The organism is Catenulispora sp. MAP12-49, from assembly GCF_041262705.1.
GTDB lineage: Bacteria > Actinomycetota > Actinomycetes > Streptomycetales > Catenulisporaceae > Catenulispora.
The window spans coordinates 227153-240040 of sequence record NZ_JBGCCP010000006.1 but is presented as its reverse complement, the minus strand read 5'-3'; the positions used below and the strand labels follow the sequence as shown (position 1 = coordinate 240040).

Here is a 12888-nt window from a genome sequence, read left to right as displayed (position 1 = left end):
GGTTATGGATAGTCTCGTGTCCCTATCCGACGCCGAGTCTGGAGGGGAGCCGGCACTTGGACACGCACGGCAGCGATACGTACGGCAGCGACACGAACGGCACGCACGACGAGGACGCCGAGCAGCACACCCACGCGCACACCAACGCGTGCGACACCGGGTGCTGCGAGCGTCTGGAAGCCGAGGGAGAGGTCGCCGTCGCGCGACTGATCCTTGACAGCGGCGACCTCGGGCACGCCGCCGACCACGTGGCCGGCGCGATCGGGACCGACCCGTCGCTGCCGGAGGCGCACGAGGTGCTGGCGGAGCTCGTGGCGCGGGTCGGCGGTCCGGTGGCGGCCCTGGAGCTGTTCCCGGGTACGTCCCGGTACACCGGGACACTGGCCTGCCGGGCCGGCCTGCTGGCCGCGCTCGACCGGCCCGACGAGGCGGTCATGCTGCTGGCCGGGGTCATGGCCGCGGCGCCGGTGAGGCCGTGGGCGGCGGTGGCGTGGCTCGCGGACCCGGAGCTGCCGTCGCGGCTGAGCGCCGAGCCGCTGACGCAGGCTGTACTGCGGCTGTGTCAGGGCCTCGGCGACCCGGTGGCGGAGGAGGAGCGTGCGGCGCTCGTCCCCTTCGCCGAGGTCGTGCGGGCGGTGCTGGCCCGCGGGGAGGACCCGCAGCTGGCCGCCGTCGCCTCGGGCCTGGCCCGGCGGCTCGGTGACATCGGGCTGGCCCTGGAGTGGGGCGAGGCCGCCGTCCGGTCCGGCGCCGGGGCGATGGGGGCGATCATGCTCGGCAACGCCCTGCGAAGGGCGGGCCGCGTGGACGAGACCATCGCGCTGTGGACCCGGACCATCGAGCAGGACCCGGGCCAGAGTTACCTGGTGGTCGATCTGGCCGAGCTGCTGGCCTTCACCGGTCGGCGCCCGGAGGGCCTGGCGCTGCTGGAGAAGCTGGTGGCCGCCGAGCCGGAGCACGAGAAGGCCGCGCCGGCGCTGCTCGGCATGCGGTTCGAGGCCGACGGCGACACCGCGCACCTGCTGGAGCTCACCGACCACCACCGGGCGCACCCCGACCACGACTACGCCGGCTACCTGGTCGGGCACCACGTCCAGCGGTTCCCGTGGCTGGGCCGGGTGACCGGCGGGACCGAGGCCTGCGTCAACCTGTTGCGGCAGCTCGTCGAGGCGGACAACCTCACGGTGTCCGGGGAGATGTCGCTGTCGATCATCGAGCCGCCGAGCGCGATCACCACCCTGCGGCTGGTGATACCCGGCCTGCAGGTCGGGTTCCTGGAGACCGGCGACCCTGATCCGCGGTTGCCGGGTGCCGAGGTCGGCGTGCGGGTGTGGCGGTACGAGGGCTGCGACGCGTTCCCGGCGGTCGAGCCGCCATCCGCGCGGGCCCTGGCACTGGTGCGGGACCTGGCCACGCCGAACTGGCCTGGCCCGACGGCCCTGTACGACCACGCGGTCGCGCTGGCCGGCGTGCCGGTCGCGGAGCTGCTCGGCGTGCTGGCCCATCCGCCGGTGCCGCAGGACGCGCCGTGGCAGGGCGGGTTCGCGATGGAGGTGCCGGACTACTGGGTGCGCTCCGTGCAGACGATCGTGTGCATGGGGATCGCGCACCACCGCGCCGACCAGCCGTGGGGGGACTCGGAGCGGCGGCGGATCCTGGTCGACCTGCTGAACGGCGCCGAGGACTGGGTGTGCGAGGCCGCCGGGATGGCGCTGGTCGCGACGGGGTGGGCGTTCCCGGAGACGCGCGAGGACGTCCTGGAATGGCTGCTGAACCGGGTCGGCCAGTTCATGCAGGTGGCGGAGAAGCGCGCGGTGACGGTGCTGGCGTCGATGTGCCACCTGGTCCTGGCGTGTCCCTGGCTGGAGCCGAAGGGCCGGGCGTTCATCGCCGATGTCGTCGAGCGGCTGGAGTCCGAGGACTGAGCCCGCGCGGCCCGGTGGTTGGTGGTTGGTGGTTAGTGCTTGGGGCTTGGTGCCTCGAACGGACCAGAACCGCCAGTGGCAAGGCGGCGGTTCTGTCAGGCTGAGGGCATGGTGACGCTGCATCTGGCCCAGGACCCCGACGCCGACGCCTTCCTCGCGAGGGACCCCTTGGGTGTACTGACCGCAATGCTTCTGGATCAGCAGATCCCCATGGAGAAGGCCTTCTCCGGGCCGTACGTGCTGGCCACGCGCCTCGGGGTGGAACAGCTCGACGCCGAGCAGATCGCCGCATATGACCCGGAGAAGTTCGTGGCCGTGTTCTCCGAGGTGCCGGCGATCCACCGCTTCCCGAAGGCGATGGCCGAGCGCACCCAGAAGCTGGCGAGGGCCGTGGCCGAGGACTACGACGGCGACGCGTCGGCGGTCTGGACCGGTGCGAAGGACGGCGCCGACCTGCTGAAGCGGGTCGCGGCGCTGCCCGGGTACGGGAAGCAGAAGGCGCAGATCCTGGTGGCGCTGCTGGGCAAGCAGTTCGACGTGACGCCGAAGGGCTGGCGGGAGGCCGCGGGCGACTACGGCGTGCGGGGCTCGACGCGGTCGGTGGCCGATGTGACCGACGCGGCGAGCCTGGTGAAGGTGCGCGCCTTCAAGAAGGAGATGAAGGCCGCCGCCAAGGCCAAGGCGGGGGAGTAGCGGGGCCCGGGCGACCGATGCCGCCCGCACATCCGCCGGGCTTCGCTGTAGCCGGGCAATAGGGACTTGTCACCGGCGCGTGCCATGCTTGACCCGATGCCAGCCCAAGCCGCCGCCCCGCCCCAGCTCGTCCTCGTCGTCGGGGCCGAGGAACTGCTCGTCGACCGCGCCGTGGGCCGGGTCGTCGCGGCCAAGCGCGCCGCCGATCCGGAGACCGAGACGCGCGACCTGGCCCCGGGCAACTTCAGCCCGGGCACCTTCGCCGAGCTGGTGAGCCCGTCGCTGTTCGGCGAGAGCCGGGTCGTGGTGGTGCGCTCGGCGCAGGACCTGGCCGCCGAGGACGCCGCCACGCTGACCAGCGTGCTGCACGACCTGGCCGAGGAGATCACGCTGGTGGTCGTGCACATCGGCGGCGTGAAGGGCAAGGCGCTGCTCACCGCGGTCGAGAAGGCCGGCGCGGCGCGCATCGACGTGGCGAAGGTGACCAAGCCGGCCGAGCGCATCGCCTTCCTGCGCGAGGAGTTCAAGGCGGCCCGCCGGCAGATCACCGAGGAGGCGGCGCGCACGCTGCTGGACGCGGTCGGCAACGACCTGCGCGAGCTGGCGGCCGCCGCGTCGCAGCTGATCTCCGACACCACCGAGGACGCGAAGGCCCCGATCGACGAGACCGTGGTCGCCAAGTACTACAGCGGCCGCGCGGAGGTGTCCGGCTTCACCGTCGCCGACCTGGCCGTCGACGGCCGCACCGCCCAGGCGCTGGAGCAACTCCGCTGGGCCCTGGCCACCGGCACCGCCCCGGTACTGATCACCAGCGCCCTGGCCGCCGGGGTGCGATCTGTGGCGCGGGTGGCCTCGGCCCCGCGAGGTGCGCGGCCGGCCGATCTGGCGCGGGACCTGGGCATGCCGCCCTGGAAGATCGACAAGGTGCGCCAGCAGGTACGCGGCTGGACCCCGGACGGGATCGGCACCGCGCTGCTGGCCGTGGCCGAGGCGGACGCCGCGGTCAAGGGCGGCGGCGACGATCCGGCTTACGCGCTGGAGCGGTGTGTGGTGACGGTGTGCCGGGCCCGCGGGCAGGGCACTCGCTGAGACAACCAGTCGCAGCCGCGCGCACGAGATCGTGCGGCGTGGCTGCGACCGGTGAATCGCTTGTGGCCTACTTCCCGGGCAGGCGGCTCGCGACCTGCTTGGCGATGTTCAGGACGTCGGCGTGGGCGGCGGCCGCGGAGCCGGGCTCGACGAAGACGATGTTCACGTCCAGTCCGCCGCGCAGTACCTCGATCTGGCAGTGCTGCAGGCCGCTGCTCTTGTCCGTGGAGACCTGGATCTCGGTCTTGTCGGAGTTGCCGAGGGCGCCCTCGTCCTCGAACGGGGTGTCCGTCGCCAGGGTCGAGGTGTGGCTGAGGAAGTCGCTGGTGGCCTGCTTGCTGTCGCTCTTGTAGTTCGAGGCCTGGATCCGCAGCTCGGCGTTGGTGGAGCTGACCGTCCAGTCCTTGCCGTACGTCGTGGGGTCGTCCGTGGAGTCGTCGGTCGGGGCGGCGGCGGCCGGCGTGGACTTGAGGTACTGCGCGGCGTCCGCGTCGGTGAGCAGGCCGGACAGGTGGAAGTCGGCGGCGATCGGGGTCAGCGTGCCGATACCGCCGCTGCCGCCGAGGGTGCCCCCGGACGTGCCGCCGCTGGAGCCGCCCGAGGAACCGCCGGAACCACTGCCGGCCAGGTAGATCGCGACGCCGCCGCCGATGACCACCGCCGCGGCCACGCCGACCGCGGCTATCAGGCCATTGCGGTTCTTCTTGGCCGGCGCGGGCCCCGGCATCGGCACGCCGTAGGGCGGCGAGGGCTGCGGCTGCATCCACGGGCTCGCCGCCTGCGCGGCCTGCGTCGGCGGCGCGGCCTGGTACATCGGCGAGGCCGGGGACCCCTGCCGGCCGGACGTCTGCTGCGACCACTGGTTCGGCGAGGGCGTACCCCACGCAGGCGACGACGACGCCGAAGGAGCGGAGTTCCAGGCCGGCGCCGACGGCTGCGACGGGGCGGGCCCCCAGGTCGACGCGGCGGGGTTCGGACCCGAAGCCGGCCCGGCGACCGGGCCGGAGCCCCATGCGGGCTGCGCGGGCTGAGAAGCCTGAGACGGCTGCGAGGAGGCGGCGGGGCCAGGGCCGGAGCCCCACGCGGGGGTCGCGGGCTGCGCGGGCTGAGAGGGCTGAGACGGCTGCGAAGGCACGCCGCCGCCCGAGCCCCAGGTCGGTGCCGGACCCGGTGCCGGAGCCGGTGCGGCGTTCTGGCCCGAGTTCCAGGCAGGCGTCGCAGGGTTCGGACCGGGTGTCGGTCCGGCGTTCTGGCCGGAGTTCCAAGCAGGCGTCGCAGGAACCGGACCGGCGTTCTGGCCCGAATTCCAGGCAGGCGTCGCAGGATTCGGACCAGCGTTCTGCCCCGAGTTCCAAGCCGGCGTCGCAGGATTCGGACCGGGTATCGGTCCAGCGTTCTGGCCCGAGTTCCAGGCAGGCGTCGCAGGACTCGCCCCGGACACCGGTCCGACATTCTGTCCCGAGTCCCGAGCCGTCGCCGCCGCCTGACTCGCCTGCGCCTGCGCTTGTGCCTGCGCGTGAGCCGCGCTCTCACCGCTCGGCCAGACCGGCTCCGCCTGAGCGCCGCCGCCCGCACCCGCGCCCGCGCCGGCCGCCTCGGCCACCGGCGGCTGCACCTCCATCGCCATCGTCGGCTGCACTCCGGCGCCCTCGGACAGCACCTGCAGGATCCGGGCCGGGGTCGGCCGGGCGTTCGGGTCCTTCATCATGCACGCGCTGACCAGCTGCGCCAGGGTGCCGGTCAGGCCGGACAGGTTCGGCTCGCCGTTCATCACGCGCAGCATGGTCTCCATGGTGCCGCCGTCGCCGAAGGGGGAGGTGCCGGTGGCGGCGTAGGCCAGGACCGCGCCCAGGGACCAGACGTCGGAGGCGGGGCCCACGTGCTGGCCGGAGACCTGCTCGGGGGACATGAAGGCGGGGGTGCCGACCACGGTGCCGGCCTGGGTCAGGCCGGAGGTCTCGGCGGTGACCGCCAGGCCGAAGTCGATGACGCGGGGGCCGTCGTCGGCCATCAGGACGTTGCCGGGCTTGAGGTCCCGGTGCGTCAGGCCCTCGCGGTGGATCGCGTTCAGGGCCTCGGCCAGGCCGGCGGCCAGCAGGAGCACGTCCTGGTGCGGCATCGCGCCGGCGTCCTCGACCGCGCTCTCCAGGGAGGGGCCCGGGACGAAGGCGGTGGCCAGCCAGGCCGGGTCGCCGTCGGGGTCGGCGTCGACCACCGGGGCGGTGAAGAAGCCGGACACCTGGCGCATCGCCGTGACCTCGCGGCGGAAGCGCTGGCGGAAGGTGGCGTCGTTGATGAGCTCGGGGCGGATCACCTTCACCGCCACCCGGCGCCCGGACGGCGAGCGTCCGAGGTACACCTGCCCCATCCCGCCGGCGCCGAGCCGGTTCAGGATCTCGTAGCTGCTGATCCTTCTCGGATCGCCCGATCGCAGCGGCTCCATGAAGTCGTCCCCACCCCCAGTGATTCCCGTGTGGTGCCTGCGGCGCCCGTGCTCAGCGTAGCGCGGCGGCCCGACGCCTCACGTCGCGGTAAGGGTGCCGGCCAACGCGAACGATCGGCGCGGCCCCTGGGGAAGGGGCCGCGCCGATCGGGAGTTCGTTTTCTCTACCGCGGCGAGAGGGACCGCATGGCAGGGAAGAGGGTCAGCCCTGCAGGGCGTTCACGCTCTTGGCCAGCGCCGACTTCTTGTTCGCGGCCTGGTTGGCGTGGATGACGCCCTTCGAGGCGGCCTTGTCCAGCTCGCGGGAGGCGGCCTGGGCCAGCTCCTGCGCCTTCGCGGTGTCGCCGGACTCGACGGCCTCGCGGGTCTTGCGGATCGCGGTCTTCAGCGAGGACTTGACGGCCTTGTTCCGCTGGCGCGCCTTCTCGTTGGTCTTGATCCGCTTGATCTGGGACTTGATGTTCGCCACTGAAAGATGCCTCTACTTTGGTGAGTGAGATGGTGGTGGGCGCGAGGCAACGCACGCGCCACGCAAGGGACCAGACTAACAGGCGGCCGTGCGCGGACCCAAACCGGGCACGTGGCCGGTGACGTCCCCATATACCCGTTCCCGGTAACCCCGTGGGTCGTGGGACGATAGGTGGCAGTGTAATAACCCACGATCGCATCCCCATCACGTCGTACCCCGGACAGACTGGACCGTCGAGTGCCCGCCCTTCCGCCGAACATCCCCCAGCCGTCGAAGACCGACCAGGCGCTGATCCGCAACTTCTGCATCATCGCCCACATCGACCACGGCAAGTCGACCCTGGCCGACCGGATGCTCCAGCTCACCGGTGTGGTCGACGAACGTGCCATGCGCGCGCAGTACCTGGACCGGATGGACATCGAGCGCGAGCGCGGCATCACCATCAAGTCGCAGGCCGTCCGGCTGCCCTGGCAGGCCGACGACGGCAAGACCTACATCCTGAACATGATCGACACCCCCGGGCACGTGGACTTCACCTACGAGGTCTCGCGCTCGCTGGCGGCGTGCGAGGGCACCCTCCTGCTGGTCGACGCCGCTCAGGGCATCGAGGCGCAGACCCTGGCCAACCTGTACCTGGCCATGGAGAACGACCTGCAGATCATCCCGGTGCTGAACAAGATCGACCTGCCGGCCGCGCAGCCGGAGAAGTACGCCGAGGAGATGGCCCGGCTGATCGGCTGCGAGCCCGAGGAAGTGCTCCGGGTCAGCGCCAAGTCCGGCGTCGGCGTCCCGGACGTGCTCAACGAGGTGGTCCGCCGGGTCCCGGCCCCGGCCGGCGACCCGACCGGCCCGGCCCGGGCGATGATCTTCGACTCGGTCTACGACTCCTACCGCGGCGTGGTCACCTACGTCCGGGTCGTCGACGGGAACCTGAACAAGCGCGAGCGCATCCAGATGATGTCCACCGGCGCCACCCACGAGCTGCTGGAGATCGGCGTCATCTCCCCGGAGTCGACCCCCTCGCAGGGCCTGGGCGCCGGCGAGGTGGGCTACCTGATCACCGGTGTGAAGGACGTGCGCCAGTCCAAGGTCGGTGACACCGTCACCACCCTGAACAAGGGCGCCACCGAATCCCTCGGCGGGTACAAGGAACCCAAGCCGATGGTGTTCTCCGGCATCTACCCGATCGACGGCTCGGACTACCCGGAGCTGCGCGAGGCCCTGGACAAGCTGCAGCTCAACGACGCGGCGCTGGTCTACGAGCCGGAGACGTCGGCGGCCCTGGGCTTCGGCTTCCGCTGCGGCTTCCTGGGCCTGCTGCACCTGGAGATCATCCGCGAGCGCCTGGACCGCGAGTTCAACCTGGACCTGATCGCCACCGCGCCGTCGGTGGTCTACCGGGTCGTCATGGAGGACGGCACCGAGCACATCGTCACCAACCCCTCGGAGATGCCCGGCGGCAAGGTCATGGCGATCCACGAACCGGTGGTGCGCGCGACGATCCTGACCCCGAACGACTTCGTCGGCGCCGTGATGGAGCTGTGCCAGAGCCGGCGCGGCGCGCTGCTGGGCATGGACTACCTGTCCGAGGACCGCGTCGAGATCCGCTACACGCTGCCGCTGGCCGAGATCGTCTTCGACTTCTTCGACTCGCTGAAGTCCAAGACCCGCGGCTACGCCTCGCTGGACTACGAGCCCACCAGCGAGCAGCAGGCGGACCTGGTGAAGGTGGACATCCTGCTGCACGGCGAGACCGTCGACGCCTTCTCGGCGATCGTGCACAAGGACAAGGCCTACGCCTACGGCGTGCGCATGACCGAGCGGCTGCGCGAGCTGATCCCGCGCCAGCAGTTCGAGGTGCCGATCCAGGCCGCGATCGGCTCCCGGGTGATCGCCCGGGAGTCCGTGCGCGCCATGCGCAAGGACGTGCTCGCCAAGTGCTACGGCGGCGACATCTCCCGCAAGCGCAAACTGCTGGAGAAGCAGAAGGAAGGCAAGAAGCGCATGAAGATGGTCGGCCGGGTCGAGGTGCCCCAGGACGCCTTCATCGCCGCGCTGACCAACGAGACGGGTGACAAGGCCAAGAAGTAGGGGCCGCGCGGCCGGGTGCGGGCTGTAGCCTGCTCGAATGAGCGTGATGGCCGACGTCCACATAGTCCGCGTGTTCACCGATGCGCACGGGTTGTTCGGCAACAACCTGGGTGTCGTCCTGGACGCCGCGCACCTCGACGCCGCGGCGGGGCAGAAGCTGGCCTCGGACTTGCGGTTCAGCGAGGTGGTGTTCGTCGACGACGTCGAGAACGCCCGGCTGCGCATCTTCACCCCGGCCGCCGAGCTCCCGCTGGCCGGCCACCCCCTGGTCGGCACGGCCTGGCTCCTGACCCGCCTGTCCGGCCGCGGGGTGCCCACCCTGCGCCCGCAGAAGGCCGCCGAGGTCCCGACCTGGGCCGAGGGCGGCCGCACCTGGATCCGGGGCCGCATCGCCGACGCCCCGGACTGGGGCCTGGTCCAGGTCGCGGACGAGGCCGCGGTGGAGACCCTGGCGGTCCCGCCGGGCCCGGAGTACCGGCGCCACCAGTTCTGGGCCTGGACGGACGAGCCGAACGGGATCATGCGCGCCCGGGTGTTCGCCGCGGACAGTGGCGTCGACGAGGACGAGGCCACCGGCTCGGCGGCGATGCGGCAGGTCGGGGCGCTGCGCCGGCCGCTGGTGATCCGGCAGGGCTGGGGCTCGGAGATCTTGGCGCGGCCGGCGAAGGCGGAGGGCTGGGCCGAGATCGGCGGCCGGGTCGCGGGGGATGGGATGCGAACGGTGACGGTCGGCGGAGAGGCTTAGGCCGCGGCCTCCTTGGGGCGGGCGCCACTTCGTCCCCAGACGGCTGTGCGCGGCATTATCCTGGGCCGATGGCACGCCGCAAAGCCCACCGCACCTCGCAGCCGGTTTCCAGCGACCGGCTCTTCCCGCCGCGCAGCCGCGAAGAGAGCCTCGCCATCGCGAAGGCGCTACGCGGCGACGGCGACGAGGATCCCCGATCGCGGGCCCAGAACTACACCGAGGCCGCCGAGTACTACGCGATGGCTGGGGAGGACGCCACCGCCGAGGAGCTGTACCGGGCGGCGATCGACGACGGCGGCTTCGTCGCAGGGGGCGTGCACGGCTTCTTCGCTGAATTCCTCTTCGGGCGGGACCGTGACGAGGAGGCGCTGGCGGTCATCGAGGCGGCACGCAAGCTGCGCCTGGAGGATCCTGACATGGTCGTCTTCGTTACTGAGACCCTCCAACTGCACGGCCACCACCGGGAAGCCGCAGCGTGGGCGACCCGCGGCCTGGTCGCGCTGTACGGCGGCCTGGCCGAGATCACCGTTGACGACCTCGACGAGGAACCGGACGGTCAACTGCTCGCCGTCGAACGGATGCGAGCCCGTCGGGCCATGGGGCTGACCGCCGACCACATCGACGAACTCATCGGCGCAGCTGTCGGACAGGACGGCTGAGCGAACTTCCAACCAGCCTTCCTGCCACCTACACCAGCGTCGGCACATCCCCGTTCGCCGCCAGCTCCACCGTCACCCCGCCCAACCCGCGCAGCCACGGCTTGGCGATCGCGCTCAGCTCCTCGCGCGTGGGTGGCGTGCGGCCCAGGCCGATGGCGGTGCGGAGTTCGGTCGCTGTGGTGTGGAAGGGGCGGGGCCAGGCGTGGGTGGCGGTGGTGCCGGCTTCGTCGAGGGCTGACAGGAGGCTGCGCAGGCGGCCTCGGACGCGTCCTTCGAGGACGTCGCGCTGCTCGATGTCGGGGGCGGTGAGGCTGATCACGGCCCAGCGGCGGTGGCGGCGGTGCATCGGGGGCGGTGCCAGCAGTGCGGGGAGCGGGTCGGGGTTCGCCGTCGCCGTCTCCCAGGCGTCGTAGAGCTCCTCGGTGATCAGGTCGCGCATCGCGGGTGTCAGGTGCAGGGTCAGGTCGCGGATCGGGGCGGTGGGGGTCGGGATCGGGGTGCGCCAGGTGTGGGCGGCCCAGGTCTCGAAGAAGTCGGTGAGGTCGTGGCAGCGTGCCGCCATCAGCGCCCACGCCAGGCCGGGGAGTCCGCCGAGCGGGGCGGCGTCGAGGCCGCGGGCGTGCGCCCAGGCTTTGACCTGCCGCACGTGCGGGCCCGGGCGCAGGGCGAGGAGCGCCTCGGCGTCGGAGACCGCGGACAGGGAGCTGGCGATCGTCTCGCCGAGCTCCATGCGCCGCGCCACAGCCTCGGCAGGCGGGATGTCGCCGGTCGGTGCCAGGACCAGGTCCGCGCTGAGGCCGGGGGCGACGATGCGCAGGCCGGGCACCCGCGCGGCGACCAGCTGCCGCACCCGGTGCCCGTCGCCGAGTGCCTTGGCGACACGCCGTTCGAGCACGTCCACATCCGGCGTGCCCGGGACCGCCGCGACGAGATCGACGTCCGCGCCGGCGAGGTGCGTGCCGGTGCGGCGGGAACCGGTCAGGTGGACGACCGCCTCGGGCAGGGCCTCGGTGATGCGGCTGGTCAGGGTCGCGGCCGGCCGGTCGAGATCGGGAGATCGCCGACCTGCCGAAGTACCCGGTGCGGCCGGATCGCCGGACTCGGCGTCCATCCAGCGAATCGCCCCGCTGCCCAGCTCGATGACCGCGCGCACCTCCATCGGCCCGTCACCGCGCCGCGAGAGCACCGCCAGCTCTCTGACCTCGGTTGCGATCGGTGCGATCTTCACCGGCGTCCGGCTCGGATCCGAGACCTTGCCGATCGTCAGGTGCGGCGTGAACGTCTCGCGGCTTCGGCAGGCCGGGAACGCTTCGACCAGCGCGGCATACAGCTTCTGCCACGCATCGCCGGTGGGCCGCAGCCACAGGGTGCTGTCGCTGCGATGCGTGAAGTGCCGGACGTCGGCGAGCTCGGTCGCGAACAGGCCGACGGTGGCGGCGGCCTTGCCGAGCAAAGGGATCGCGGCATCGAACTCCGACTCGGAGACGAAGCCGAACAGCAGATTGACATGCGGGGGCCAACGCAGCACCTGGGGATCGAGCCGCTGCCGGACCTCCTGGATCCCGTCCCAGGACGAGACCGGCGGAATCCAGGCGACGGCGGTGCGAGCGGTCGGTGTCGTGTCCATCGCCGGCGTGTCAGCCGGGGCCGCGCCCGACATGCTCGTGGTCGCGACAGTGGGAGCAACCACCGCGGTGATCCCGTAGTGGTCCGAGACGAACAGCCCGTCGCCGCTCGGCACCTCGCCGATCAGCCGCGCGTCCGAAGCCGCGGCGCCCAGCAGCAGCACCCGGTCCAACCGCTTCGCCTGCCCGGTCAGCGACGACACCGCAGCCAGCGGATTCGCCACCGGATCGAACGTCGCGGTCTCGTCCGCCACCCCATGGACCTGCGTCCACGCGTCGGTCATGCCCAGGCGCGTGGCCGGAGCCTCGCTGTCGTCGTTGAAATCGCCGACCAGGACCACCGGCACAGCGTCGATGTCCCGCAGCCCGTCAGCCAGCTGCCCGAGCTGCTGAGTGCGCAGCCCCGCGCCGTCGGTGGAGTGATCGCTGCTCAGATGCGTGTTCGCGACCACGACCGGGCCGGCGGCCGTCTCCACGACCACCGCCGTGACCGCCTTGTACCGGGCCAGCGCGTGCCACCCGGCCTCGATCACCGGCAGCCGGCTGAGCACCAGCACCCCGCTGTCCGCGACATCCGCCGAGCGCGGATCGCCGCCGAGCGTCCACTCCGCGCGCACCCAGTCCTCGGCCAGCAGCATCTTCACCAGCGCCGGCTCGGCCTCCTGCAACGCGATCACGTCCACATCGGCGTCGCGCAAGGCCGCGAGCAGCATCGGACGGCGCTCGGCCGTGCGGATCAGGGCCCCGTCATAGCGGTCCCACAGCGTGTTCCATGTCAGGACACGCAGTTCGGCGCCGACTGTGGCGCCGGATGAAGGGCCGGTCGCCGGCTGCCAGCGACCGTCCACGAATGCGTGCGGCGTCCGCGGCTCGAAGAACGGGGCCGCCAGCAGCCGCGTCCGTTGCGCCAGCCCTGCCCCGGAGGCGTCCAGGGCATCGACCCCCGAAGCCCGGTCCCACACCAGCTGGCCGTCGGCCTCGAAGAACACCACCCGATGCCACGGGATGTCCCCCTGCGGATCGAACGAGGGCAGCGGCACCCGCTTCGGCTCCCGCCCGCGCTGCTCCAGCCCCATCACGAACCGCGACGCGTCGAACCGCGCGTCCCACCGCACGCGGTGATAGATCTCCTGACTGGTACGCATCGCC

Annotated in this window: 9 protein-coding genes; 6 read left to right on the top strand and 3 right to left on the bottom strand. The window is 72.1% G+C overall.

Features of this window, described 5'->3' with window-relative positions:
- The first annotated feature begins 56 nt into the window (after positions 1-56).
- The 3 genes from ABIA35_RS15035 (at position 57) to holA (ending at position 3707) form a co-directional block, all read left to right on the top strand.
- Entirely contained in the window at positions 57-1925 is a 1869-nt protein-coding gene (locus tag ABIA35_RS15035; RefSeq protein WP_370358283.1) for a tetratricopeptide repeat protein, read from the top strand.
- Positions 1926-2033: 108 nt separating this feature from the next.
- Positions 2034-2618 (top strand): HhH-GPD-type base excision DNA repair protein, encoded by a 585-nt coding sequence (locus ABIA35_RS15030; RefSeq protein ID WP_370347823.1) that lies wholly within the window; start codon positions 2034-2036, stop codon positions 2616-2618.
- 96 nt (positions 2619-2714) lie between these two features.
- Complete coding sequence (gene holA, locus ABIA35_RS15025) at positions 2715-3707, top strand: DNA polymerase III subunit delta (RefSeq protein ID WP_370347825.1); 993 nt, start codon at positions 2715-2717, stop codon at positions 3705-3707.
- Between the two features lie 67 nt (positions 3708-3774).
- On the opposite strand, the gene ABIA35_RS15020 is transcribed toward holA, so the two are convergent.
- Positions 3775-6150, bottom strand: coding sequence for a protein kinase (locus tag ABIA35_RS15020; RefSeq protein ID WP_370358282.1), 2376 nt, complete (start codon positions 6148-6150; stop codon positions 3775-3777).
- A gap of 202 nt (positions 6151-6352) precedes the next feature.
- Positions 6353-6619: a 30S ribosomal protein S20 gene (rpsT, locus tag ABIA35_RS15015; RefSeq protein ID WP_370338494.1), complete on the bottom strand. Its 267-nt coding sequence runs from the start codon at positions 6617-6619 to the stop codon at positions 6353-6355.
- A 237-nt stretch (positions 6620-6856) separates the two neighbouring features.
- Here rpsT and lepA point away from each other — a divergent pair, with 237 nt between their 5' ends.
- From lepA to ABIA35_RS15000, 3 genes are all read left to right on the top strand, one after another.
- Positions 6857-8710, top strand: a complete 1854-nt coding sequence (gene lepA / locus ABIA35_RS15010) for a translation elongation factor 4 (protein ID WP_370338496.1) — start codon at positions 6857-6859, stop codon at positions 8708-8710.
- 37 nt (positions 8711-8747) lie between these two features.
- Entirely contained in the window at positions 8748-9455 is a 708-nt protein-coding gene (locus ABIA35_RS15005) for a PhzF family phenazine biosynthesis protein (protein ID WP_370338498.1), read from the top strand.
- A 68-nt stretch (positions 9456-9523) separates the two neighbouring features.
- Positions 9524-10114: a hypothetical protein gene (locus tag ABIA35_RS15000; RefSeq protein WP_370358281.1), complete on the top strand. Its 591-nt coding sequence runs from the start codon at positions 9524-9526 to the stop codon at positions 10112-10114.
- 28 nt (positions 10115-10142) lie between these two features.
- Here the strand turns inward: ABIA35_RS15000 and ABIA35_RS14995 are convergent, their stop codons facing one another.
- Positions 10143-12884 (bottom strand): RNA repair domain-containing protein, encoded by a 2742-nt coding sequence (locus tag ABIA35_RS14995; RefSeq protein WP_370358280.1) that lies wholly within the window; start codon positions 12882-12884, stop codon positions 10143-10145.
- Positions 12885-12888 lie beyond the last annotated feature (4 nt).